The sequence below is a fragment of the Streptomyces sp. NPDC059895 genome, assembly GCF_042731035.1.
Taxonomy (GTDB): domain Bacteria; phylum Actinomycetota; class Actinomycetes; order Streptomycetales; family Streptomycetaceae; genus Streptomyces.
The window spans coordinates 86,556-110,531 of record NZ_JBHWKO010000020.1; the positions used below are offsets into that span (position 1 = coordinate 86,556).

18 protein-coding genes are annotated in these 23,976 nt (G+C 73.9%); 3 read left to right on the forward strand and 15 right to left on the reverse strand.

Features of this window, described 5'->3' with window-relative positions:
* Positions 1-93: 93 nt before the first annotated feature.
* Positions 94-3,186, reverse strand: coding sequence for a putative bifunctional diguanylate cyclase/phosphodiesterase (locus tag ACFV9M_RS23095; RefSeq protein ID WP_385068555.1), 3,093 nt, complete (start codon positions 3,184-3,186; stop codon positions 94-96).
* 410 nt (positions 3,187-3,596) lie between these two features.
* The gene (locus ACFV9M_RS23100; RefSeq protein ID WP_385068556.1) at positions 3,597-4,577 is read right to left on the reverse strand and encodes a 2-hydroxyacid dehydrogenase; all 981 of its coding nucleotides are present in this window, start codon (positions 4,575-4,577) and stop codon (positions 3,597-3,599) included.
* Positions 4,578-4,652: 75 nt separating this feature from the next.
* Between ACFV9M_RS23100 and ACFV9M_RS23105 the strand changes: the two genes are divergently transcribed.
* Both ACFV9M_RS23105 and ACFV9M_RS23110 read left to right on the forward strand, forming a co-directional pair.
* Positions 4,653-5,672, forward strand: a complete 1,020-nt coding sequence (locus tag ACFV9M_RS23105; RefSeq protein ID WP_385068558.1) for an aldo/keto reductase — start codon at positions 4,653-4,655, stop codon at positions 5,670-5,672.
* A gap of 556 nt (positions 5,673-6,228) precedes the next feature.
* Positions 6,229-7,389 carry a PQQ-dependent sugar dehydrogenase gene (locus tag ACFV9M_RS23110; protein ID WP_385068560.1) on the forward strand — a complete coding sequence of 387 codons (1,161 nt, stop codon included), beginning with the start codon at positions 6,229-6,231 and terminating at the stop codon, positions 7,387-7,389.
* A gap of 17 nt (positions 7,390-7,406) precedes the next feature.
* On the opposite strand, the gene ACFV9M_RS23115 is transcribed toward ACFV9M_RS23110, so the two are convergent.
* The 12 genes from ACFV9M_RS23115 to ACFV9M_RS23170 form a co-directional block, all read right to left on the reverse strand.
* Positions 7,407-7,712, reverse strand: coding sequence for a DUF6191 domain-containing protein (locus ACFV9M_RS23115; protein ID WP_385068562.1), 306 nt, complete (start codon positions 7,710-7,712; stop codon positions 7,407-7,409).
* A 30-nt stretch (positions 7,713-7,742) separates the two neighbouring features.
* Complete coding sequence (locus ACFV9M_RS23120; protein ID WP_385068563.1) at positions 7,743-10,847, reverse strand: AAA family ATPase; 3,105 nt, start codon at positions 10,845-10,847, stop codon at positions 7,743-7,745.
* 277 nt (positions 10,848-11,124) lie between these two features.
* Complete coding sequence (locus ACFV9M_RS23125; protein ID WP_385068565.1) at positions 11,125-11,505, reverse strand: hypothetical protein; 381 nt, start codon at positions 11,503-11,505, stop codon at positions 11,125-11,127.
* A gap of 176 nt (positions 11,506-11,681) precedes the next feature.
* Positions 11,682-12,374, reverse strand: a complete 693-nt coding sequence (locus ACFV9M_RS23130) for a hypothetical protein (RefSeq protein ID WP_385068574.1) — start codon at positions 12,372-12,374, stop codon at positions 11,682-11,684.
* Between the two features lie 35 nt (positions 12,375-12,409).
* Positions 12,410-12,985 carry a GNAT family N-acetyltransferase gene (locus ACFV9M_RS23135; protein WP_385068576.1) on the reverse strand — a complete coding sequence of 192 codons (576 nt, stop codon included), beginning with the start codon at positions 12,983-12,985 and terminating at the stop codon, positions 12,410-12,412.
* Positions 12,963-15,197, reverse strand: coding sequence for an MMPL family transporter (locus ACFV9M_RS23140; RefSeq protein WP_385068577.1), 2,235 nt, complete (start codon positions 15,195-15,197; stop codon positions 12,963-12,965). The genes ACFV9M_RS23135 and ACFV9M_RS23140 overlap by 23 nt, the downstream gene beginning before the upstream one ends.
* Before the next feature lie 209 nt (positions 15,198-15,406).
* Entirely contained in the window at positions 15,407-15,655 is a 249-nt protein-coding gene (locus tag ACFV9M_RS23145) for a hypothetical protein (RefSeq protein ID WP_385068724.1), read from the reverse strand.
* A 361-nt stretch (positions 15,656-16,016) separates the two neighbouring features.
* Entirely contained in the window at positions 16,017-17,525 is a 1,509-nt protein-coding gene (gene gatB / locus ACFV9M_RS23150; protein ID WP_385068578.1) for an Asp-tRNA(Asn)/Glu-tRNA(Gln) amidotransferase subunit GatB, read from the reverse strand.
* Positions 17,526-17,540: 15 nt separating this feature from the next.
* Positions 17,541-17,780, reverse strand: coding sequence for a hypothetical protein (locus ACFV9M_RS23155; RefSeq protein WP_385068580.1), 240 nt, complete (start codon positions 17,778-17,780; stop codon positions 17,541-17,543).
* On the reverse strand, positions 17,777-19,270 hold the full coding sequence (gene gatA, locus ACFV9M_RS23160; RefSeq protein ID WP_385068582.1) for an Asp-tRNA(Asn)/Glu-tRNA(Gln) amidotransferase subunit GatA: 1,494 nt from the start codon (positions 19,268-19,270) through the stop codon (positions 17,777-17,779). The genes ACFV9M_RS23155 and gatA overlap by 4 nt, the downstream gene beginning before the upstream one ends.
* Positions 19,271-19,275: 5 nt before the next feature.
* Positions 19,276-19,572, reverse strand: coding sequence for an Asp-tRNA(Asn)/Glu-tRNA(Gln) amidotransferase subunit GatC (gatC, locus tag ACFV9M_RS23165; protein ID WP_385068583.1), 297 nt, complete (start codon positions 19,570-19,572; stop codon positions 19,276-19,278).
* 183 nt (positions 19,573-19,755) lie between these two features.
* Complete coding sequence (locus ACFV9M_RS23170; protein ID WP_385068585.1) at positions 19,756-20,127, reverse strand: DUF4267 domain-containing protein; 372 nt, start codon at positions 20,125-20,127, stop codon at positions 19,756-19,758.
* An 87-nt stretch (positions 20,128-20,214) separates the two neighbouring features.
* On the opposite strand from ACFV9M_RS23170, the gene ACFV9M_RS23175 reads away from it, so the two are divergent.
* Complete coding sequence (locus ACFV9M_RS23175) at positions 20,215-20,847, forward strand: TetR/AcrR family transcriptional regulator (RefSeq protein ID WP_385068587.1); 633 nt, start codon at positions 20,215-20,217, stop codon at positions 20,845-20,847.
* Between the two features lie 695 nt (positions 20,848-21,542).
* Here the strand turns inward: ACFV9M_RS23175 and ACFV9M_RS23180 are convergent.
* Positions 21,543-23,789 (reverse strand): putative bifunctional diguanylate cyclase/phosphodiesterase, encoded by a 2,247-nt coding sequence (locus ACFV9M_RS23180; RefSeq protein WP_385068589.1) that lies wholly within the window; start codon positions 23,787-23,789, stop codon positions 21,543-21,545.
* Positions 23,790-23,976: the final 187 nt, after the last annotated feature.

The following is a 23,976-nucleotide window of genomic DNA, read 5'->3' on the forward strand; positions in this document are numbered from 1 at the left end:
CCTCCGGTGGGTCCCAGCTCAGCCGACGCGCTGTCCAAGTACGAGAATTCGGGTGCGCATGGCACTGACCCTCCCCCCGGCACGCACCCACTGTCAAGTGGGTGGGACGGGGGTCTCATTATGTGAGCGAAGGGTTGCTCCGCCTCCGAGGGGTGTGCCACCGAGGGTTCCGCCTCCCAGGACCGCGGGGACACCTCCGGTGTACACCCCGGTGGCACCGCCCGCGAACGCGGGCTGGGCGGGGCCGGGGCCGTACGGCACCGCGAACTGGCCCCGGCCGAGCGCCCTGCGCAGCCGGTACTCGTCGAGCGGGCCGGAGAACGCCATGCCCTGGCCGTGCGTACAGCCCATCGCGCGCAGGGCGACGACCTGCTCGGGCAGGTCCACGCCCTCCGCCACGGACGGCAGCCCGAGGTCGCCGGCGATCCGCAGCAGCCCACTGGTGATCTTGTGCAGTCGCGCGGACTCGACGACGCCCTCCACCAGTCCGCGGTCCAGCTTCAGGACGTCGACGGGGAGCCGGCGCAGTGCCGTGACGGCCACGCAGCCGCCGCCGAAGCCGTCGAGGGCGATCCGCACGCCGAGCCGGCGCAGGGCGCTCAGGCGCCGCTCCAGTTCGTCCAGCGGCACGTTCGGCTCTATGTCGGACAGCTCGACCACCAGAGATCCGGACGGCAGCCCGTACCGCGTCAGCAGCGCCTCGACGGAGCCCGGCGGCATGGAGCGGTCCAGCAGCCGCCGGGCGCTCAGCCGGACCACCACCGGTACGTTCAGCCCGCCGGCCGACCGGTCGGCGGCCTGCTCGACGGCCCGCTCCAGCGTCCAGCGGCTGAGCTCGGCGGTGCGGTCGCCGTCCTCCGCCACTCGCAGGAACTCCGCGGGGGTGAAGAGCGCTCCCTGCGCCGAGCGCCACCGGGCGTGGGCGGCGACCGACGCGACCCTGCCGTCCTCCAGCCGCACCACGGGCTGGTGCAGCAGCGCGAACTCGCCGTCGTGCAGCGCGGCACGCAGCCGCGTGGCCAGCTCCGCCTTCCGTACGACGTCCTGCTGCATCTGCGGCTTGTACAGCTCGACCCGGTCCTTGCCGCCCGCCTTGGCGCGGTACATGGCGAGGTCGGCGTTGCGCAGCAGCTCGCCCGCACCGAGTCCGGGCTCGGCGAAGGCGACGCCGATGGACGCGGCGACGCGCACCTCGTTGCCGTCGATGAGGTAGGGCTGGGAGAGCGTGATCCTGAGGCGGTCGGCGAGTTCCACGATGTGCCGCTCGCGAGCGCCGCGGTCGCGGGTGGTGTCGCCCACGATCAGGGCGGCGAACTCGTCGCCGCCCAGCCGGGAGGCGGTGTCGCCCTGCCGGACGGCGTCCTGGAGCCGGCGGGCGGCCTGGACGAGCAGTTCGTCCCCGGCCTGGTGGCCGATGGTGTCGTTGACGGCCTTGAAGCCGTCGAGGTCGATGAAGAGGACGGCCGTGTTGCGCAGGGCGGTGCCCCGGTCGGAGCTGCGGCGGCCGGACAGCGCCTGCTGGACGCGCCGGGTGAACAGGGCGCGGTTGGGCAGGTCGGTGAGCGGGTCGTGCTCGGCGTTGTGCTGGAGCTGCGCCTGGAGGCGGACCCGTTCGGTCACGTCCCGGCTGTTGAAGATCAGGCCGCCGTGGTGGCGGCTGACGGTGGACTCGACGTTCAGCCAGCCTCCCCCGCTCTCGGCCTCGCTCGAGCGGGAGGTGCCCCCCTCGCCGGAGCGGAAGCGGCACTCGATGCGGGTGGTGGGCTCCTCCTGGGGGCTGGCGGCGAGAAAGCGGCGCACCTCGTGCACCACGCAGCCCAGGTCCTCCGGGTGGATCAGATGGGCCAGCTCGGTGCCGACCAGTTCCTCGGCGGGCCGTCCGTAGACGCCGGCGGCGGCCGGGGAGACGTAGCGCAGGACGCCGCTGGGGGCGGCGATCATGATCACGTCGCTGGAGCCCTGTACCAGGGAGCGGAAGTGGTTCTCCTTCTGGGCCAGTTCCTGGGTGAGGGCGATGTTGTCGAGCAGCATGATCCCCTGGCGGATCACCAGGGCGAGCACGACGGTGCCGCCGGTCAGGAGGACGACGCGGTCGACGCTGCGGCCGTTGAGGACGTTGTAGAGGATCCCCAGGGTGCAGACGGCGGCGGCGAGGTAGGGGGTGAGGGCGGCGAGGGAGCCGGTGATGGGCCGGGTGGCCGGATACCGGCCGTGGTCACCGCCCGGGGCGGACGGCTTCGGGTGCGGGTGGCCGCCGGGGCGGTGTCCGGGCAGGTGCCCGGGCACGTGCTCGTGCACCACGCGCGTGTGCCCGTCGTCCACCGGGGCGTGCGGCCGCGCGGCGGCCCAGGGGGCGTAGGCGAGCAGCAGCGAGCCGGCGAACCAGCCCGCGTCGAGGAGCTGGCCGGAGCGGTAGGTGTGGTGCAGCAGCGGCGAGGTGAACAGGGCGTCGCACATCACGGTCAGCGCGAGGGCGCCGACGGCGGTGTTGACCGCCGTGCGGTTGACCGACGAGCGCCGGAAGTGCAGCACCAGCACCATGCTCACCAGGGCGATGTCGAGGAGCGGGTACGCCAGCGTCAGCGCCGCGTGGGCCACGCTCGGGCCGTCGAACCGCGCGGCCTGCGCGAGCGCGAGGCTCCAGGACAGTGTGATCAGCGAGCCCGCGATTAACCAGGCGTCCAGCGCCAGGCAGACCCAGCCCGCCTTAGTCATGGGACGGGCGGCGAGCACCAGCAGCCCCACGATCGCGGGTGGCGCGAAGCAGAGGAAGAACAGGTCGGCGTAGCTGGGGCTGGGCACGGGCCGGTCCAGGACCACCTCGTACCACCCCCAGACGAGGTTGCCCAGGGCGGCCATCGCGGAGGAGAGACCGAACAGCAGCCAGGCGGGTCGAAAGCGGACGTGGCGGGTGCGCGCGTAGAGGAAGCAGGACACGGCGGCGGCGCCGGCCGCGGCCGAGAGGCCGAAGTCGCCCATGACGAGGGCGAGTTCGTCCGAACCCCAGCCGAGTGCCGAGCCGGCGGCGTACCCCGCGCACAGCAGGACCAGCAGCAGTTGGTGGAGCACGCAGGGGGAACCGGGGCGGCCGGAGACCGGCCGCCGGGTCACGGGAGGCGTTCCCTCCGGAGGCTGCGTCCGCGGCGCTCCGTCGAGGAGGGTCGTGGAGGTCGACGGCGAACTCACCGGGGCCTCCCGGTCCGCGCCGCCCCCCGGTCCTGCCGGTGCCGTTGCGCCTGCTGGGTCTGGCTCCGGCGGCCGCCGTGCCCACGGCGGTGCTGTCGGTGCCGACTGCCGTGGCCGGGGCCGCCGCGTCCCCGCGCGGCCGTGCAGCAGGGTCGCCGGCGCCGGCTCCGCCGCGTCGGATCGTTCGTCCATAGGCCGTGCATCGCCCGTCGCCCCCCTCACAGTCTGAAATGTCCGTCCCCGGCGCCGAACGGTGCGCGGCGCAGCCCCTGTCGGGACGATACACCAGTATCGTCACTCAGGGACATAGTTCCTCTACGCTCCGTGACGACCAGCGGGGACGCGTGCACCGACCGCGTCCGGGGGACTGCGGAGGGTGCGCGAACCGGACCACACGTGTGCCCTGTCCGTCACGGCCCACTCGTGGCGCCCGTCGTCAGGATCACGTGGCGCAGGGGCTCCCGGTTCACGAAACGGCCCAACTGATCCGTCAGCAGCCGCTTGGCGCGGGGCAGGAAGGCGGACGTGGGGCCGCCGACATGCGGGCTGATCAGCACGCCCGGCGCCCGCCACAACGGGTGGGCCGGAGGCAGGGGTTCCGGATCGGTCACGTCCAGGGCGGCGGTGAGACGGCCCCGTTGCACTTCGGCGAGGAGCGCCTCGGTGTCGACGACGGGGCCGCGGGCGACGTTGACGAGGAGGGCGCCGTCCTTCATCCGGGCGAGGAAGCCGGCGTCGACCAGACCGCGGGTGGTCTCGTTCAGCGGGGTCGACAGGATGACGACGTCCGCCTCGGGGAGCAGGGCGGGCAGTTCGGTGAGTGGGTGCACCGGGCCGCGCGCCGTTGTGCGCTGGGAGCGCGCGACGCGCGCCACCCGCGCCACCTCGAAGGGCACGAGCCGGTCCTCGATGGCCGCGCCGATCGCCCCGTAGCCGACGACGAGGACGTTCTTGTCGGCGAGCGCCTGATGGAACCCGCTCTGCCAGTGGCCCTCCCGCTGCGCGCGCACGAATCCGGGGATGCCGCGCAGGGCGGCGAGGGTCAGGGCCAGCGCGAGCTCGGCGGTGCTCGCCTCGTGCACCCCGCGCGCGTTGCACAGCCGCACGCCCGGCACCAGGTCCGACAGGCGCGCGGTGATGTCGTCGACGCCCGCGGTGAGCGTCTGGACCAGCTGGAGGTGACGCATCTCCCGCAGCGGCCGCACCCGCACCGACTGCGGCTTCATGTACGGCACCACGTAGACGGCGCAGTCCGCGGGATCCCCGGGGAACGGCTGGTCCCCGTCCTCGCCGCCGTCCCAGAACAGGTACCGGGGCCCTTCGGGAAGACCCTCGATCTCGTCGGGCGGAATGGGCAGCCACACATCGCGGTGCGGGTCGTCAGCAGTCATGATCCGGAGGCTACGTCAGGCACGCGCGCGTGCAGAGGTTAGGTTGGGGGCCGGGAAAGGGAGGGTCACGAGCAGGTGGAGCGCAGGACGATCGGCGCGGCGGCGCTCGCGGTGGGGGCCGTCGGACTCGGGTGCATGCCGATGAGCTGGGGGTACAGCGGGTCGCGGCAGCGGGGCGACGAGTCGCTGAGGGCCCTGCACCGGGCGCTGGACCTCGGTGCCTCCCTGCTGGACACGGCCGACATGTACGGCCCGTTCACCAACGAGCTGCTCGTGGGGCGGGCGTTGAGGGAGCGGCGCGAGGACGCGTTCGTGTCGACGAAGGTCGGGCTGCTGGTGGGCGACCAGCACATCGTCGCCAACGGCCGCCCGGGATACGTGAGACGGGCCTGCGACGCCTCCCTCCGCCGCCTCCAGACGGACGTCATCGACCTCTACCAGCTGCACCGCGCCGACCCCGAGGTGCCCGTCGAGGAGACCTGGGGCGCCATGGCGGAGCTCGTACGGGCGGGCAAGGTACGGGCGTTGGGGCTGTGCGCGGTCGGGGCGCGGGGCGGCCGCCGGGCGGGCGGGCGGCCCTACGACGCGACGAAGCGGCTGTACGACGCGACGATCCGGCAACTGAACCGCGTGCAGCAGGTGTTCCCGGTGAGCGCGGTGGAGGCGGAGCTGTCGGTGTGGTCGCCGGAGGCGCTGGACGCCCTGCTGCCGTGGTGCGAGACGCGCGGCATCGGATTCCTCGCGGCGATGCCCCTCGGCAACGGCTTCCTCACCGGCACGCTGACCCCCGGCGAGGGGTTCGAGCCGGACGACATGCGGGCCCGCCACCCCCGCTTCACCGCCGAGATGATGGCCGCGAACCAGCCGATCGTCGCCGGGCTGCGCCGGGTGGCCGCCCGGCACGGCGAGGACGTGACACCGGCGCAGGTGGCACTGGCGTGGGTGCTGGCCCAGGGCCGGCACGTGGTGCCGGTGCCCGGCGCCAAACAACAGCGGTGGGTCACCGAGAACGCGGCGGCGGCCGGCCTGCGGCTGACGGCCCGGGATCTCGCGGAGGTGGCGGGGCTGCCGGCGGCTCAGGGGTCTTGGGAGTGAGGCGGGGCGGGACGGGTCGGGGCGGGACGGGACGGGGCGGGACGGGTCGGGGCGGGACGGGTCGGGGGCGTCGGGAGCAGGGTGGGGCGGGAGTTCGGGAGTAGGGCCTGGGGTAGCCCGGGAACAGGGCCGGGGGTAGCCCGGGAACAAGGCTGGGGGTAGCCCGGGAACAAGGCTGGGGGTAGCCCGGGAACAAGGCTGGGGGTAGCCCGGGAACAGGGCCGGGGCCGGAAGGCCCGAGGCCGACAGCGCGGGGCCGACGGCCGGAAGGCCCAGGACGCAGGGGCCGACAACCGGAAGACCCGAGGCGCAAGGCCGACAACCGGAAGACCCGAGGCGCAGGGCCGATGGCCAGGACACCCGAGACGCAGGGCCAGGGGCCGGAGGGCCGTGGCGGGGTGGCCGTTCGCGCATCGGGTTGCGGTGATCGGGAACCCCTGGGGCGTCGGCGGTGTATGACAGGGAGAGGCTGCCGGTGGGATCCGGCGGATCCGGCGGGGCGCGCCCGTCGCCGGGAACCCACGGGGCGACCCGTCATGTCGAAGGGACCGAGATCGTGCAACGTCGAGCGGTGACGTCCGTACTGGCCGCGAGTGTGCTCCTGCTGGCGGCCGGCTGCTCCTCCGACGGCGGAGGAACCCCCGGCAGTGCCGCGAGCCCGTCCCCGAGCCCGACGGCCGCCCGGAGCTCCCCCTCGCCGACGGCCGAGGAGACCCCGCCCGCGAAGGGCACGGTCAAGGTGGTGCGGACGGTCGCCGAGGGCCTGAACAGCCCCTGGGGCCTGGCCCCGCTGCCCGACGGCGGTCTGCTGGTCTCCTCCCGCGACGAGGGGACGATCGTGCGCGTCGACGAGGAGAGCGGCGCGAAGACGGAGATCGGCGAGGTGCCGGGCGTCTCCGCGTCCGGCGAGGGCGGTCTGCTCGGTATCGCCCTCTCCCCCGACTACGCCTCGGACCACATGGTCTACGCCTACTTCACCTCGGTCTCGGACAACCGCGTCGTCCGCATGCTGTACGACCCGCAGCGGCCCGCCGGCGACCAGCTGGGGGCGCCCGACACGGTCTTCAAGGGCATCCCGAAGGGCGTGATCCACAACGGCGGCCGGATCGCCTTCGGCCCGGACAGGATGCTCTACGTCGGCACGGGCGAGAGCGGCGACCGAGGCCTGTCCCAGGACAAGGAGTCCCTGGGCGGCAAGATCCTGCGCCTGACCCCGGAGGGCGAACCGGCCCCGGGCAACCCGTTCCCGGACTCCCCGGTGTACACGTACGGCCACCGCAACGTGCAGGGGCTGGCCTGGGACGGAAAGCAGCGCCTGTTCGCGGCGGAGTTCGGCCAGGACACCTGGGACGAGCTGAACGCGATCGAGCCGGGCGACGACTACGGCTGGCCGGAGGCCGAAGGGACGTCGGACGACGCGGCGTACCACGACCCGCTGGCCCAGTGGGGCACGGACGACGCCTCCCCGAGCGGCATCGCCTACGCCGAGGGCTCGGTATGGATGGCCGGCCTGAAGGGGGAACGCCTGTGGCGCGTCCCGTTGAAGGGCACGGAGGCGTCGGCGGACCCGCAGGCGTTCCTGGAGGGCGACTACGGCCGGCTGCGCACGGTGGTCGCGGCCGGCGGCGACAAGTTGTGGGTGACCACCAGCAACACGGACGGGCGGGGCACGCCGAAGGAAGGGGACGACAGGATCCTGGAGCTGGAGGTGAGCTGAGGCCCCGGCATCCGGCCTCACTCCCGGGTGCCGCCCTCCCCCGTGTCCCCCTCCGCCTCGGGCCCGGTGTCCCCCTCGGCCCCGGTGTCCCCCTCGGCCCCGGTGTCCCCCTCGGCCCCGGTGTCCCCCTCGGCCCCGGGCCCGGTGTCCTCCACGGCCGCCGGCGTGGGCGGGCGGACGACGACCTTCCCCGACGCGAGGTCTATCGGTCCGCGCCCCGGGTCGGCGTCGCCGACGTCCTCCCGGGTCAGCTCCAGCCGGTTCTGCTCGTCGCGGGTGTGCCCCCGGCCCGGGGAGAACAGTTCCTCGAAGGCGTTGAACATGGTTGCCGGCTCCTCACTGGTCGCCTGCCGTCATTGTCCCGGGAGCGCGCGGTCGTCCGCCCCCGCCGGGAACAGTCCCAGCCGGTGCGCCACCGCCGCCGCCTCGCCCCGTCCCGATACCCCCATCTTGGCCAGGATGCGGGAGACGTGGACGCTGGCCGTCTTCGGGGAGATGAAGAGCCGCTCGGCTATCTGGCGGTTGGTGCGGCCGGCGGCAACCAGGCGCAGGACGTCGCGTTCCCGGCCGGTGAGGCCGAGGGCGCGGGCCGGGTCGTCCGGGACGGGGGCCGGGACGGCGGTGAGGGTGAGGCGGGCGCGCCGGGCGAGGCCGGCGGCGGACTCGGCGAGGGAGCGGGCGCCCAGGTGGCCGGCGACGGCGTGGGTGAGGCGCAGGAGTTCCGCGGCCCGGTCGCGGTCCGCCTCGGCGTCTCCTGCGCTGCCTGCCGCGCCCGGGCGGGAGGGGCTCGCGCAGAGGAGTGCCTCGGCCAGCCGGTACCGGACGCGGGCGAGATCGTAGGGGTGTTCCAGCGATTCGAAGGCGCTGACCACCTCCGACCACAGTTCGGGAGTGTCCCGGCCCTCGGCGCGGCGGAGCTCCGCGCGGACCCACTGCTCGACGGCGAGCCAGACGGGCGCGCCCGTGGCGATCCGCTTGACGCCGGTGAGGAGGCGGTCGAGGGCGGCGGTCCGGCCTGGTCCGGCGGCGGGCAGGTCGCGGGCGTCGGCCTCCGCCAGGGCGGCGGCCAGCAGCACCGACCAGCCGTAGCGCTGGGTGCCGGGCGGGAAGCCCGCGTCGAGGACCCGGTCCACCTCGGCCCGGACGTCCAGCAGCCGGCCCTCCTCCGCGGCCACCCCGATCACGATCCGGGAGAGGGGCAGCGCCTGCTGCGGCATGGAGTCGTGGGTGCCGTAGTGCGCCTGGGCGGTGGCCAGGTGGACGGCGGCCGCGGTCGCGTCGCCCCGCACGAGGGCGATGTTGGCCAGGCGCAGGGCGCCGGCTCCCCGGGGCTTCGCGCTGTGCCCGACCCGCAGGGCGTTCGCCGCGGCCTCCGCGGCCTCGTCCCACCGGCCCAGCGAGTACAGCGAGTCGGACAGGTTGCCCCACACCCACGCCTCGGCGTCCAACAGGCCGTACCTGCGGGTGTAGGCGATCCCTTCCTCCAGGATAGGGACCGCCTCCCGCGAGCGGCCGACGCCCTCCAGCTGCGACGGCAGGTTCACATGGGCGCGTCCGGCCACCACCGTCACGCCTTCCTCGACGGCCCGCTCCTTGACCTCGTACAGCTCCGCCAGGCCGGCCTCGACCTCGCCGGAGTCGACCATGAGACAGCCGAGGGTGAGGCGGGCGTTCAGTTCGATCTCACGGGCGCCGACCATGCGCGCGTACTCCACGGCCCGCTCGGCCGACGAGAAGGCGTCGGCGCCTGGTTCGTGGAGCATGGCCCAGTTGGCCACGTTGGACAGCACCTCGGCGTGCACCGCGGACGGGGGCAGGCCGCGGACCAGGTCCTGGGCGGTGGCCAGTTCCTGCCGGCCGTCGCCGCGGGCCTGCGCCTGGACGAGCCGGGAACGCTGGACCCAGAACCAGGCGGCGCGCAACGGGTCCGCCTCCTCGTCCAGCAGGCGCAGCGCCCGCTTGGTGATCTTCAGGGCGCGTTCGCGATCCCCGCAGAGCCGGCCCGCGACGGCGGCCTCCGCCATCAGGTCGAGGTAGCGCAGCGGCGCGGAGGCGGCCGGGTCGCGGCCGCCGGGGGGCTCCCCGCGCGGTGCGGACCGCGGGGGAACCTGGGCGCGGTCGAGGCGGCCCAGCCCGGCCCGTACGTCCTCGGGGGCGGCCTCCCACAGTTCCATCGCCCGCTCCAGCAGCCGTAGCTGCTCGGTGTAGGCGTGGCGCGAGCGGGCGGCGACGGAGGCGTCCAGGACGGCGGGGAGGGCCTTGGCGGCGTCGTGGGCGTGGTACCAGTAGCTGGCCAGACGCATGACGCGCTCGTCGGCGGGGACGAGCGTCGGATCGGCCTCCAGGGCTTCGGCGTAGCGGCGGTTGATGCGGGAGCGTTCGCCGGGCAGCAGGTCGTCGCCGACGGCCTCGCGGACCAGGGAGTGCCGGAAGCGGTAGCCGTCGCCGGCCGGCGCGGCGAGCAGGATGTTGGCGCCGACGGCGGCCCGCAGCGCCTCGATGAGGTCGTCCTCGGCGAGCCGGGCGACGGCGGCCAGCAGCCGGTACTCCACGGTGGAGCCGCCCTCGGCGACGGTCCGGGCGACATGCTGCGCGCTCTCGGGCAGCGCCTCGACCCGTACTAGCAGCAGGTCGCGCAGGGTGTCGGGGAGGCCGGTGCGGCAGCCCGCGCGGCCGGCGACGGCGAGTTCCTCGACGAAGAACGCGTTGCCGTCGGAACGTTCGTAGATGGCGTCGACCTGGGCGGGGTCGGGTTCGTGGGCGAGGATGCCGGCGATCTGGCGGCCGACCTCCTCGCGGGTGAAGCGGGCCAGTTCGAGGCGGCGGACGGTGCGCAGCCGGTCGAGTTCGGCGAGCAGGGGGCGCAGCGGGTGGCGGCGGTGGATGTCGTCGGAGCGGTAGGTGGCGAGGACGACCAGGCGTCCGGTGCGCAGGGTGCGCAGGAGGTAGGCGAGGAGGTGGCGGGTGGAGGCGTCGGACCAGTGCAGGTCCTCCAGGGCGACGACGACGGTGCGGTCGGCGGCGAGGCGTTCCAGGAGGCGGGCGGTGAGGTCGAAGAGGCGGGCCATGCCCTCCTCGTCGTGGCGTTCCGCGCCCGCCTCGCCCATCTCGGGCAGCAGCCGGGCGAGTTCCTCCTCCTGGCCTGCGGCCGCGGCGTCCCAGGCGTCCGGCACGGCGCGGCGCAGGGCGCGCAGGGCGGTGGAGAAGGGGGCGAACGGCAGCCCGTCGGCGCCGATCTCGACACAGCCGCCGAGGGTGACGACGGCGGCACGGCGGCCGGCGGCGGTGGCGAACTCCTCGACGAGGCGGGTCTTGCCGACCCCGGCCTCGCCGCCGATCAGCAGGGCCTGCGGCTCTCCCGCGGCGGCGCGGGAGAGCGCGTCGCTCAGGGTGTCCAACTCGTCGGCACGGCCGACGAAGACGGGGCTCACGGACCTGGTCTCCACGGGGGCGAGCATCGCACAGGGGCCCGTCGGCCCCCCACTGGATATCGACGGGACGATCACGGCGACACCGGCCGGCACACACCGCCCACCGGACCCGGCGGGACGGCCGGCTCCCCCACGACCGGCGCCCCCACGACCGGCGCCACCGTACGGCCCGCCACCGCGTCACCCACCGTCCCCACCGTCCCCACCGTCCCCACCGTCCCCACCGTCCCCACCTCACCCACCACCCCCGCCTCCCCCACCGCGTCTCCCACCGTCCGCGTGCCGCCCGCCCGCTTCCCCGCGCTCACGTGGTCCGGGCGGCGGCTTCGCGGGCCGGCGTGACGTCCGGGGTCCGGGAGGCGGCGTCGGGGGTCCGGGCGGCGGCGTCGCGAGCCGGAGCGGAGGCTGCGTCGGGGGTCCGGGCGGCGGGGTCGCGGGGCCGCACGGCAGGGTCGCGGGGCCGCACGGCGGACTCCCGGGACCGCGGAGCGGCCTGCCGGGCGCGCTCGGCGGCCTCGCGGCGGGCGGCGCGCCGGCCGCGGACGGCCTCGCGGGCGAGCCGCTCGTGCTCGGCACGGCGGATGAGCTCGGTGGCGCGGAACCGCACCTGCTGGTACCGGTCGTCGTACACGATGTGCCCCTCGGTGGAGTCGGTCGGGTGGCCTCGCTGTTCGCGATGGCTCAACCCTCGTCTCCCAGGGGGTCCGCCGCATCGGCAGAGTTCCGCATCTGCGGGGGCGGTCGGGGCCTTAGACGTGCGTGAGGGGCCCCGGTCGGGCCGTAAGGTGCTTACGGCCCGACCGGGACCCCTCTGCGACGGCGCCCGTCGGGGCCGTCGTGGCCCTCGGGACGCGCGGCGGATCAGCTCGCCGACGGCAGTCCGAGCAGCGCGTCGGTGTACTTCAGGACGGCCAGCAGCAACCCGATGACGCCGATCGTGACGCCCGCCCAGGCGACCGACTTGATCCAGGGCGCCTGCGGCCTGCCGGACGCCCCGAAGGCGGGCCGGGCCAGTACCACGACGCCGGTGATCAGCCCGGCCAGCGCGAACAGGCCGGCCCACAGGGCGGTGGTCTGCCAGGCGTCGCCGTACACCGCCTGGATCTGCTGGGCGACGCTGGCGGTCGAGGAGGTCTCCAACTGGCCGATAAGGGTCGCGCGGGCGGAGGCGACGGTGCCGATCCAGCCGCCGCTGAGCGACACCAGGCCGAGCACGGCGGAGACGACGGCTCCGGCGCCCTGGCCGACACCCGAGGGCCCGTCCGCGACGGCGGCCTCGTCGTCCTTCCCGATCTCCTCGGTCCCGATCTCCTCGGTCCCGATCTCCTCGGTCCCGATCCCCTCGGTCCCGTCCTCCGGAGCGACGCTCTCCGAAGCCACGGACTCCGGCGCGTCGGACTCCGAAGCCACGGATTCCGAAGCGCCGGACTCGGTGGCGCCGGACTTCTCGGTCTCGCCGCCCTTCTCGGCCCTCACGGCCTCGTCGGTGACCGCCACGGCCTGGTCGGTCTCCGTCTCGGCCGCTGCGGCCTCGTCAACAGTCTTGGTTCCCATACCTCGCACCGTACGGACGCTCTCTGAGAGGTGTCTTAATGATCGTTGTGAGCGGTACGCGCGCGTGCCGCGCGCCATTCCGGGGCGAGCACCGACCAGATCTCGGTGTCCGTGCGCACTCCCCGGTGCGGGTAGTGCTCACGCAGGACACCGTCACGGGTCATGCCCAGTCGCCGCGCCACATTGACGCTGGGCTCGTTGGCCGACGACACGCGCCACTCCACACGGTGCATCCCGCGCTCGTCGAACGCCCAGTCCAGCATCGTCCGCAGGCCGCGCGTGACGAGTCCGCGCCCCACCGCGTCCGGCACCAGCCAGCAGCCCGCCTCGCAGACCCCGGCGGCGGTGTCCCAGACGCGGAACAGCAGCCCCCCGACGAGCGTCCCGTCCAGCCACACCCCGTGCAGGTTGCCGGAGTCGGCGGCGCGCTTGTCGGCGTAGGAGCGCAGGAAGGCGCGGGCCCCGTCCAGGTCGCGGATCGCGTCGGGCAGTCCGATGTGGCGGCCGATGAAGTCCCGCCCCCGGTCGATGCAGGCGAGGAGTTCCCCGGCGTGCCAGACCTCCAGCGGCCGCAGTTCGGCCCCGTCGTCACCCAGGGATGTCGCGTACATCCTGTCGCCTCCGCTCGGTCTGCCACTCCGCCGTGTCGTCCGTGAGCCTCTCACGGGCGGCGGCGCGGCACTCGGGGGGGTCGATGCTGAGGCGCGGCAGCCGCCGGTCGAGCCAGCGGGGCAGCCACCAGTTGGCGCCGCCGAGGAGGTGCATGAGGGCGGGGACGAGGAGGGTGCGCAGGACGAAGGCGTCGATGGCGACGGCGGCGGCGAGCGCGATGCCGAACATGGCGATCACCCGGTCGCCGCTGAGGACGAAGGCGAGGAAGACCGAGATCATGATGACCGCGGCGGACTTGATCACCCGGCTGGTCTCGGCGAGGCCGACGCGGACGGCCCGCCGGTTGTCGCCGGTCTCCAGCCACTCCTCGTACATCCGGCTGACGAGGAAGACCTGGTAGTCCATCGAGAGCCCGAAGAGGACCGACACCATGATCACGGGCAGGAAGGGCTCGATCGGGCCGGCCCGGCCGAGGCCCAGCGGTTCGCTGCCCCAGCCCCACTGGAAGACGGCGACGACGACACCGAAGGCGGCGGCGACGGCGGCGACGTTCATCGCGGCGGCCTTCAGGGGTATCCCGACGGACCGGAAGGCGAGCAGGAGCAGCAGGCAGCCGAGGCCGACGACCACGCCGACGAAGAGGGGCAGCTTGCCGACGATGACCGTCGCGAAGTCGTCGTAGCCGGCCGTCACCCCGCCGACCAGCACGTCGAGCGAGGTGCCGCGTTCGGCGCGGGGCAGCACCTCGTCGCGCAGCCGGTCGACGAGTTCGCTGGTGCGCTGCGACTGCGGGGCGGAGTCGGGTACGACGGTGAGGAACGCGGTGTCGCCGCCGGCGCTGTACGTCACCGGTGTGGCCGCGGCCACGCCCTCGGTGGCGCGCAGGGTGGCGTCGAGGTTGTCGAGGGCGAGCCGGTCCTCGGCCCCGCCGACCCGCGCGACGAGGGTGAGCGGGCCGTTCACCCCGGGGCCGAGACCGTCGGCCAGGAGGTCGTAGGCCTGGCGGGTGGTGCTGGAGCGGGGGTCGTTGCCCTGGTCGGAGGTGCCCAGGCGGAGGGAGAGGGTGGGCAGGGCGAGGACGGCGACGACGGCGAGGGCGAGCACACCGAGCAGCCGGGGGTGGCGCTCGACGAACGCCGACCAGCGGGCGGCGAGGCCGGTCGGCAGTTCCGGCTCGGGCCCGTGCTCGGCGAGCCGGCGCCGTTCGCGGCGGCTGAGGGCGCGCGGGCCGATCCAGGACAGCAGGGCGGGCAGCAGGGTCACGGAGGCCACGACCGTCAGCACGACGGTCAGGGAGGCGGCCGTCGCGACGCCGTTGAGGAAGTTCAGGCGCAGGATCAGCATGCCCAGCAGGGCGATGCACACGGTCGCGCCCGCGAAGACGACGGCGCGGCCCGTGGTGGCCACGGCGTCCGTGGCGGCCTCGGTGACCGACAGCCCGCGCTTCAGGCCGCGCCGGTGCCGGGTGACGATGAACAGGGCGTAGTCGATGCCGACGCCGAGGCCTACGAGCATGCCGAGCATGGGCGCGAAGTCGGCGACGGTCATGGCGTGCCCGAGCAGCACGGTCCCGGCGTACGCGGTGCCGACGCCGACCAGTGCGGTGGCGATGGGCAGCAGACTGGCGGCGAGCGAGCCGAAGGCGAGGAACAGCACGACCGCGGCGACGGCCACGCCGACGGCCTCGACGAGGTGGGTGCCGGAGGACTCGGTCAGGGCGACGGCGCTGCCGCCCAGCTCCACCTGGAGCCCGTCGCCCGCGGCGGCCTCGGCGGTGTCGACGACGGCCTGGGCCTCGCCCCGCTCGACCTCCTCGGCCGGGTCGTCGAAGGTGACGGTGGCGTAGGCGGTCCGTCCGTCCGCGCTGATCCGGGCGGCGCCCTGGTCGCCGTAGGGGCCGGTCACGGACGCGACGCCCGGCAGGTCCGCGATCTTCGCCAGGGTGCGGGTCATCGTCTGCTCGACGTCGGCGGCGCGGACGGTGCCCGAGGCGGTGTGCCAGACCACGGTGTCGCTGTCACCGCCGAGGTCGGGGAAGCCCTCCGCGAGCAGCCGGGTGGCGCGGGCGGACTCGGTGCCGGGGACGTCGTAGTCGTTGGAGTACGCGGAGCCGGCGACGACGGCCGCGGTGGCCGTCCCGCCGAGGGTCAGGAGCCAGAGCAGGACCACGGCGAGGCGGTGCCGGACACACCAGTGTGCAAGGGCTGCCACGAAACGCGCTCCCGGAGGTGAAATGTGGATCTTTGACCGGGAACAGCCGTCAATGAGCTGATCAGCCCGCAAAGAACGCATGAGCGATATGACGCATGCGCGATATGACGCATGCGCGATATGACGCATGCGCGATATGGGGCCACTCTTTCAGGCGAATGTGATCGTTTGCCCTGTTCGTGGGCTTCGTCACTCCCTCGTCACCGGGTTCAGTCGGCCTGGTCACCGACCGCCATGATCATCACGCCGCCGATGAGCAGCCACAGCGCGCGCCGGGTGCGGCCCCGGGACGCCAGCACCGCGGCGAGGGCGCAGACGGCGGCGCCGAGGGCGTAGGCCGCCGGGACGAGGGCCGGGACGGTGCCGGTGAGGCGCAGCAGCGCCGCGGCCAGACCGGCGAGGGTGAGGAGGGCACCGGTGCCGGTCGCCGTCCAGCGGGCCCGCCGGGCGTCCTCGATGCCGTACTCCTCGTCCGCCTCCGCCTCCGGCTCCGGCTCCGGCCCCGACTCCTGGGCCGCATGCCCGTCCGGGCCGCGATCCCGGTCCTGGGCCTGATCCCGGCCCTGGGCCTGGTCCCGGCCCTGGTCCCGGTTTCGGTCCTGGTCGGCTCCCCGGCGCGGGCTCCGGGGCTCCTGCCCCGCGGTCTCCTGATCGTCCGTCGTGTCGGCCCGTATGCCGTCCTGGGTGTCGGAGTCGGTACGTCCACTCATGGCGGGCGAGCGTAGCGCCTCGGCCTGAGAGCCCCGGGCGCGGGCGCGGGCGGACGCGGCGAGGGGGACGCACCGGCGACGGCGCGTCCCCCTCGGGAGTCGGGCGGGGTCAGCCGACGCCCAGCTTCTCCAGGATGAGCTCCTTGACGCGGGCCGCGTCCGCCTGCCCGCGGGTGGCCTTCATGACCGCGCCGACCAGGGCGCCGGCCGCGGCCACCTTGCCACCGCGGATCTTGTCCGCAACGCCCGGGTTTCCGGCGATGGCCTCCTCGACGGCGGCGGTGAGCGCGCCCTCGTCGGAGACGACCTTCAGACCGCGCTGGTCGACGACCTCGTCCGGGGTGCCCTCGCCCGCGAGGACGCCCTCGATGACCTGGCGGGCCAGCTTGTCGTTCAGGTCACCCTTCGAGACGAGCTCGGTGACGCGGGCGACCTGCTCCGGGGTGATCGCCAGCTCGTCCAGGGCCTTGCCCGACTCGTTGGCGCTGCGGGCCAGTTCGCCCATCCACCACTTGCGGGCGGAGGCCGCGTCCGCACCGGCGTCGATCGTGGCGACGATCAGGTCCAGCGCGCCGGCGTTGATGATCGCCTGCATGTCGGTGGCCGAGATGCCCCACTCCGCGAGGAGGCGGTTGCGGCGGGCCAGCGGAAGCTCGGGCAGACCGGCGCGGATCTCCTCGACCCACTCGCGCGAGGGGGCGACCGGCACCAGGTCCGGCTCGGGGAAGTACCGGTAGTCCTCGGCCTCCTCCTTCACGCGGCCCGAGGTCGTCGACCCGGTGTCCTCGTGGAAGTGGCGGGTCTCCTGGACGATCAGGCCGCCGCCGTTGAGCACGGCCGCGTGCCGCTGGATCTCGAAACGGGCCGCGCGCTCCACGGACCGCAGGGAGTTCACGTTCTTCGTCTCGGAGCGCGTGCCGAACTTCTCGGCGCCCTTCGGCATCAGCGACAGGTTCACGTCGCAGCGCATCTGGCCCATCTCCATGCGCGCCTCGGAGACACCGAGGGCCCGGATGACCTCGCGCAGCTCGCGGACGTACGCCCGCGCGACCTCGGGGGCGCGCTCGCCGGCGCCGACGATCGGCTTGGTGACGATCTCGATGAGCGGGATGCCGGCGCGGTTGTAGTCGAGCAGCGAGTGCGAGGCGCCGTGGATACGGCCGGTGGCGCCGCCGACGTGCGTCGACTTGCCGGTGTCCTCCTCCATGTGCGCGCGCTCGATCTCCACGCGGAAGGTCTCGCCGTCCTCCAGCTGCACGTCGAGGTAGCCGTCGAAGGCGATCGGCTCGTCGTACTGGGAGGTCTGGAAGTTCTTCGGCATGTCCGGATAGAAGTAGTTCTTCCGGGCGAAGCGGCACCACTCGGCGATCTCGCAGTTCAGTGCGAGACCGATCTTGATCGCGGACTCGACGCCGGTCGCGTTGACGACCGGGAGCGAGCCGGGCAGGCCGAGGCACGTCGGGCAGGTCTGCGTGTTGGCGCCCTGACCGAGTTCGGTCGAACAGCCGCAGAACATCTTGGTCTTGGTGCCGAGTTCGACATGGACCTCGAGGCCCATGACGGGGTCGTACGACGCCAGCGCGTCCTCGTACGACACCAGTTCGGTCGTGGTGGTCACGGTGAAACTTCCCTCTCAGCCCAGCAGGACGTCGTCGTCGCCCAGCCGCTTCAGCTCGCGGTAGAGGATGGCGAGGCCGGTGACGATGGCGGCGGCGGACAAGGTGGCGTCGATCAGGACGAGCGTGTCCTTGTCGACGCGGGCCTTCTTGAGACGCTTGGCGACACCGAACGCGCCGAACGCGGTGGTGGCCATGGTCAGGTACGTGCCGGACTTGGACTTCTTGAAGCCCTTGGCCTTGGTCAGTGCACTCACAGCGACGGAGCCTCCTCGAGCAGCGGGTGGCCCCACTTTTCCACGAAGGCGGCCTCGACGGCGGCGCCGACCCTGTACAGCCTGTCGTCCTTCAGCGCGGGGGCGATGATCTGGAGGCCGACCGGGAGGTTGTCCTCCGGGGCGAGACCGCAGGGCAGCGACATGGCCGCGTTGCCCGCCAGGTTGGTCGGGATGGTGCACAGGTCGGCCAGGTACATCGCCATCGGGTCGTCGGCGCGCTCGCCGATCGGGAAGGCGGTGGTCGGGGTCGTCGGGGAGACGATCACGTCGACCCGCTCGAAGGCCTTCTCGAAGTCGCGCGTGATGAGCGTGCGGACCTTCTGGGCGGAGCCGTAGTACGCGTCGTAGTAGCCGGAGCTGAGGGCGTACGTGCCGAGCATGATGCGGCGCTTGACCTCGGGGCCGAAGCCCGCCTCACGGGTGAGGGAGGTGACCTCCTCGGCGGAGTGGTTGCCGTCGTCGCCGACGCGCAGGCCGTAGCGCAGGCCGTCGAAGCGGGCGAGGTTGGACGAACACTCGGACGGCGCGATCAGGTAGTACGCCGACAGCGCCAGGTCGAAGGACGGGCAGTCCAGTTCGACGATCTCGGCACCCAGCTCCTCGAGGAGGGCGACGGACTCGTCGAAGCGCTGGATCACACCGGCCTGGTAGCCCTCGCCGCGGAACTGCTTGACCACGCCGACGCGCATCCCGGCGACGCTGCCGTTGCGGGCGGCCTCGACGACCGGCGGGACCGGGGCGTCGATGGAGGTCGAGTCGAGCGGGTCGTGGCCGGCGATGACCTCGTGCAGCAGGGCCGCGTCCAGGACCGTACGGGCGCAGGGCCCGCCCTGGTCGAGGGAGGAGGAGAAGGCCACCATGCCGTAGCGGGAGACGGCTCCGTACGTCGGCTTCACGCCCACCGTGCCGGTGACGGCGGCCGGCTGACGGATGGAGCCGCCGGTGTCGGTGCCGATGGCGAGCGGGGCCTCGAAGGAGGCGAGGGCCGCGGACGAGCCACCGCCGGAGCCGCCGGGGATGCGGGTGAGGTCCCAGGGGTTGCCGGTCGGGCCGTAGGCGCTGTTCTCCGTCGACGACCCCATGGCGAACTCGTCCATGTTGGTCTTGCCGAGGATGACGACGTCGGCGGCCTTCAGCTTCCTGGTGAGGGTCGCGTCGTAGGGCGGGATCCAGCCTTCGAGGATCTTGGAGCCGACGGTGGTCGGGATGCCCTCGGTGGTGAAGATGTCCTTGAGCGCGAGGGGGACGCCGGCCAGCGGGCCGAGCTTCTCGCCGCGCTCCCGCTTCTCGTCCACGGCGCGGGCCTGGGCCAGGGCACCCTCGCGGTCGACGTGGAGGAAGGCGTGCACCTTCTCGTCGACGGCCTCGATCCGGGCCAGGTGGGCCTCGGTGACCTCGACGGCCGTGAGCTCGCCGGAGGCGATCCTCGCGGCGATCTCGGCCGCGGTGAGCTTGATGATGTCCGTCATGACGGTTAGTCCTCCCCCAGGATCTGCGGCACCTTGAAACGCTGCTGCTCCTGGGCCGGGGCGCTGGAGAGCGCCTGCTCGGGGGTGAGCGACGGACGGACCTCGTCCACGCGCATGACGTTCGTCAGCGGGAGGGGATGCGAGGTCGGCGGTACGTCTTGGTCGGAGACTTCACTGACGCGGGCGACCGCGCCGATGATGTCGTCCAGCTGTCCCGCGAAGTGGTCGAGCTCTTCGGGCTTCAGCTCCAGACGCGCCAGCCGGGCGAGGTGGGCGACCTCCTCGCGCGTGATGCCAGGCATGCAGCGTTCCTCTGGGGTGAGTATGTGTGGTGTGGGCCCAATCCTAGGGGGCCGGGCCGACAACCCGTGAAACGGTCGGCCGCCGGGAGGGCTTCGCGGCCGGTACCGCGACCGGCCGTCGCCGCGCGGGAAGTGGTCGCCGTGGCCCCCCGCACCCGCGGAAGGCCGCCGGCGGTGCCGCGCTCAGACGGCGAAGAGCAGACCGGCGCTGATCAGGACCACGACAGCCGTGGCGAAGTGGATGCCGAAGGCGACGGCCTTCGTCCCTCCGTGGCGCAGCACGATCAGCGTGTCGCACAGCGGCACGAGTGCCACGGTGAGCATGAACCAGGCCTCGGCACGGGCGCCGGCGAAGGCCAGCAGGGCCAGGCCCATCAGGCCGAAGGTGCCGTCCCTCAGGCCCTTGATCGAAAGGTAGGCGCCGGCATCGCCGTCCGGGCGGGCCGGGACGCCGTAACCGGCGGCGGCCGCGGCCGGCCGGAACAGGAACCGGTAGCCGAGGAACACGCAGAACAGATCGAGCAGGACGGCCAGGGTGTACGCGGCGACGGTCACGTCGTGTCTCTTTTCTAGCGGCGCTAGTGTCGAGAGCGAAGCTAGTAGAGCGACGACAGGTTGGCTAGCGCTGCTAGAATCCGGGGCATGTCGATCCAGACGCGCCGAGAGCGCGAACGAGCGGAGCGCGAGAAGCTGATCGTCACGGCCGCGCGCGAACTGGCGGAGACCGAGGGCTGGGACGCGGTGACGACCCGCCGCCTGGCGGCGGAGATCGAGTACAGCCAGCCCGTCCTCTACAGCCACTTCAAGGGCAAGGACGCGATCATGGCGGCGGTCGCGGTCGAGGGCTTCGCGGAGCTGGCGGCGGAGCTGCGGGCGGCGCGGACGCGCGCGGCGGGGGCCGGGACCGTCGCGGAAGCGGCCGGCCGGGGCCCGGGAGCGGAAGACCCCCGGGCGGGACTGGCGGCGGTGGGTGAGGCGTACACGGCGTTCGCCCGGCGGCGGCCGGCCCTGTACGACGCGATGTTCACGCACGCGGTGGACCTGCCGTTCGCGACCGCTGAGGCGCCGGCCGCGCTGTGGGACTCCTTCGCCGAACTGGCGGCGGCCGTCGAGCCGATCGCGGCGGAGGGCGACGACGCCGGACTGCTGACGGAGACGTACTGGGCGGGGCTGCACGGTCTCGTCACGCTGATGCGCAGCGGACGCCTGCCGGAGGGGGCCCACGAGAGGCGCCTGGAGCTGCTGACCGCCCATTTCACGGCGGGGGTGAGCTGAGCCGACGCAGACCGGCAGCTCGGTGCCGGTGGCGCGCGTGCGTCCGATTCCTCGGCCTGGAGCGGCCCCCTGCCGTTGGGCTGAACGGGTGGGCGCGGGGGTGGTCCGGCGCGGCCGGACGTCCGACGGGGGCTTCCGGCTTGGCCGGACGCCCGCCCGGGGGGCCGGCTGGCCCGACGTCCGGCGGGGGTGCCTCCGGCGTGACCGACGCCCGCCGAGGGAGGCTTCCGGCATGACCGGCACCCGGCAGGGGGGTGCTTCCGGCGTGACCGACACCCGCCGAGGGGGCTTCCGGCGTGACCGACACCCGCCGAGGGAGGCTTCCGGCATGACCGGCACCCGGCAGGGGGGTGCCTCCGGCGTGACCGAACGCCCAGGGGGGCTTCCGGCTTCGCCCGACACCCGGCAGGGGGGTGCTTCCGGCTTCGCCCGACACCCGGCAGGGGGTTCCTCCGGCATGACCGACATCCGCCGAGCGGGGCTTCCGGCTTGGCCCGACACCCGGCAGGGGGGTGCCTCCGGCGTGACCGAACGCCCAGGGGGGCTTCCGGCTTCGCCCGACACCCGGCAGGGGGGTGCTTCCGGCCCGACCGAACGCCCGCCAAGGGAGGCTTCCGGCGTGGCCCGACACCCGCCGGGAGCGGGCGGCCCCGCGCGGAAGCGCCCGCTGTCCGGCCGGTCCGCGCAGGGGTGGGCTATTCGTCGGCGGCCGCTGCCGGGAGGGCCGCCGCGGAGCGCTGCCAGCCCCGGGAGCCGCGGGCCCGCAGCCACGCCGTGGTCTCGTCGGGGGGCATCGCCGCGGCCACCAGCCAGCCCTGGACCGCGTCGCAGCCCAGGTCGCGCAGGCGTTCCCAGGTCTCGTCGTCCTCGACGCCCTCGGCCACCACCAGGAGCCCCAGGGAGTGCGCGAGGTCGACCGTGCAGCGCACGATCTCCGCGTCCTCGGTGTCCACCGCCAGCCGGGCCACGAAGGACCGGTCGATCTTCAGCTCGCTCACCGGCAGCCGGCGCAGATGGACGAGCGAGGAGTAGCCGGTGCCGAAGTCGTCCAGGGACATCTTCACGCCGTGCCCGGTCAGCCCGTTGAGGGTGTCGGCGGCCCGCTGCGGGTCCTCCAGCAGCACGTGTTCGGTTATCTCCAGCTGGAGCGCTCCCGCGGGGACCCCGTGCCGGGCGAGGCGCGCGGCGACGGAGCCGGCGAAGCCGGGGGTGTGGACGTCGCGCGGGGAGACGTTCACCGCGACCGGTACGTACAGCCCCTGGGACCGCCACTCGGCGACCTGGCCGAGCGCGGTCTCCAGGACGTACTCCGTGAGGTGCGGCATCAGCCCGGACGACTCGGCGATCGCTATGAACTCGTCCGGCGGGACCTTCCCCCGTTCGGGGTGCACCCACCGCACCAGCGCCTCCAGGCCGGCGACCTGCCCGTCGAAGCGGACCTTGGGCTGGTAGTGCAGCTGCACCTCGTGCGCGTCGAGGGCGCGCCGCAGATCGCCGAGGAGGCCGAGCCGGTCGGGGGTGTTGGAGTCGCGCTTGGACTCGTAGACCTCGACGGCCGTACGGTCCCGTTTGGCCTGGTACATCGCGATGTCCGCGCGGCGCAGCAGCCCCTCCGCGTCGAGGGCGTGGTCGGGGAAGACGGCGACGCCGGCGCTGGCCTCCAGGACGAGGGTGAGCCCGTCGAGGTCGAGCGGCGAGCCGAGGGCGGAGACGAGTCCGCGGGCGACGCGGGCGGCGGAGGTCGTGGAGTCGGCGACGGGCAGTAAGACCGCGAACTCGTCGCCGCCGAGCCGGGCGACCTCGGCCCCGCGCGGGAGGGCGACCCGGAGCCGGTCGGCTATCTGGAGCAGCAACCGGTCGCCGGCGAGATGACCGAGGGTGTCGTTGACGGACCGGAAACGGTCGAGGTCGATCAGCATGAGTGCGGCCCGGGCGCCGATGCGTTCGGCGTCGTCCAGGGCGGTCCAGATGCGCTCCCCCAGCCACTGGCGGTTGGGCAGTCCGGTGAGCGGGTCGCGCAGTTGCTCCTCGGCGCGGGCGCGGGCCATCCACAGGGTGGAGTCGAGGGCGATGAGCGGGATGGCGAACAGCGGCAGCAGGATGGGCTTGGCCACGGCGACCACGCACACCAGCGGGGCTATGCCGAGCAGGGCGACCGCGACCAGTCCCTGCCGGACCAGGGCGGTGCGGGCGACGGTGGGCAGACCGCCGGCGCGGGGCGCGTGCAGGTACCAGAGCAGGACGCGGGTGACCGCGAGGTAGGCGACGGCGACAAGGGCCGCCTGGGGGGCGGTGTAGAGCGTCCAGGTGTCCGGGGTCCACGGTCTCTCGACGGACGGCACCCGGCCGCAGGCGGCCAGCAGCAGCGCGCCGGCGCCGATGCCGAGGATGTCCGCCGCGCCGTGCAGGACGCCCTGCCGCCAGCGGTGGCGCCGGGCCGCGCCGACCAGGACGACGACGGTGAGGCTGACCAGTCCGGCCGGCACCCAGCCGTACAGCAGCAGGACGGCGAGGGTGAGGGCGGCGCCGGAGCCGGTGCCGCCCCACCAGCGGGCCCGGCCGAGCATGACCAGGTGTCCGACGATGACGCCGGCGAGGACGGCCAGCGACCAGCCGGCGGTGCCGGCCGGGAAGAGCGCGTGGTGGCCGGTGAAGGCGCGGTAGAAGCCGGCGCCGAGGACGAACCCGGCCGCCGCGACGACCGCCGCGGGCAGCGGGGGCCAGGACGGGTGCCGCTCGGCGCCGCCGTCGGGCATCACCGCGGCGACGGCCCCGGTGCCGAGCGCGTCGGGGGCGCACCGGGTGGTGGTGGCGGCGTGCGGTGCGCCCGCGTGCTCCTGCGCGCGTTCGGACCACACCACCCACCGGCTGCCCCACCAGGTGCCGGCGGCCCGGCGTCGGCGCAGCCGTGACTCCGTGGCGGCGCTCTCGGTCGGTTCCATTCCCGTCCCTCTCACAGCCGGCGGTGCCCACGCCACGCGGCCCGTTGCCCGACAGCCTCCGGGCGGCGCCGCGTTGGGCGGCCCCTCCCCCTGCTCACCCAGAGCACGAGGATGCCCCGACCGCAGCTGGGCACGGCAGGCGCACATCTCAACAGTAGGCCGCAGAAGGCGTCCACGGGCAGCGGTC

What these genes read in the sequence shown, in the direction of transcription:
- ACFV9M_RS23100 (WP_385068556.1), bottom strand. Translation starts at nt 4,577, where the DNA reads ATGACTGCTGACGACCCGCACCGCGATGTGTGGCTGCCCATTCCGCCC.
- ACFV9M_RS23115 (WP_385068562.1), bottom strand. Translation starts at nt 7,712, where the DNA reads ATGTTCAACGCCTTCGAGGAACTGTTCTCCCCGGGCCGGGGGCACACC.
- ACFV9M_RS23120 (WP_385068563.1), bottom strand. Translation starts at nt 10,847, where the DNA reads ATGCTCGCCCCCGTGGAGACCAGGTCCGTGAGCCCCGTCTTCGTCGGC.
- ACFV9M_RS23130 (WP_385068574.1), bottom strand. Translation starts at nt 12,374, where the DNA reads ATGGGAACCAAGACTGTTGACGAGGCCGCAGCGGCCGAGACGGAGACC.
- ACFV9M_RS23135 (WP_385068576.1), bottom strand. Translation starts at nt 12,985, where the DNA reads ATGTACGCGACATCCCTGGGTGACGACGGGGCCGAACTGCGGCCGCTG.
- gatA (WP_385068582.1), bottom strand. Translation starts at nt 19,270, where the DNA reads ATGACGGACATCATCAAGCTCACCGCGGCCGAGATCGCCGCGAGGATC.
- gatC (WP_385068583.1), bottom strand. Translation starts at nt 19,572, where the DNA reads ATGCCTGGCATCACGCGCGAGGAGGTCGCCCACCTCGCCCGGCTGGCG.
- ACFV9M_RS23175 (WP_385068587.1), top strand. Translation starts at nt 20,215, where the DNA reads ATGTCGATCCAGACGCGCCGAGAGCGCGAACGAGCGGAGCGCGAGAAG.
- ACFV9M_RS23180 (WP_385068589.1), bottom strand. Translation starts at nt 23,789, where the DNA reads ATGGAACCGACCGAGAGCGCCGCCACGGAGTCACGGCTGCGCCGACGC.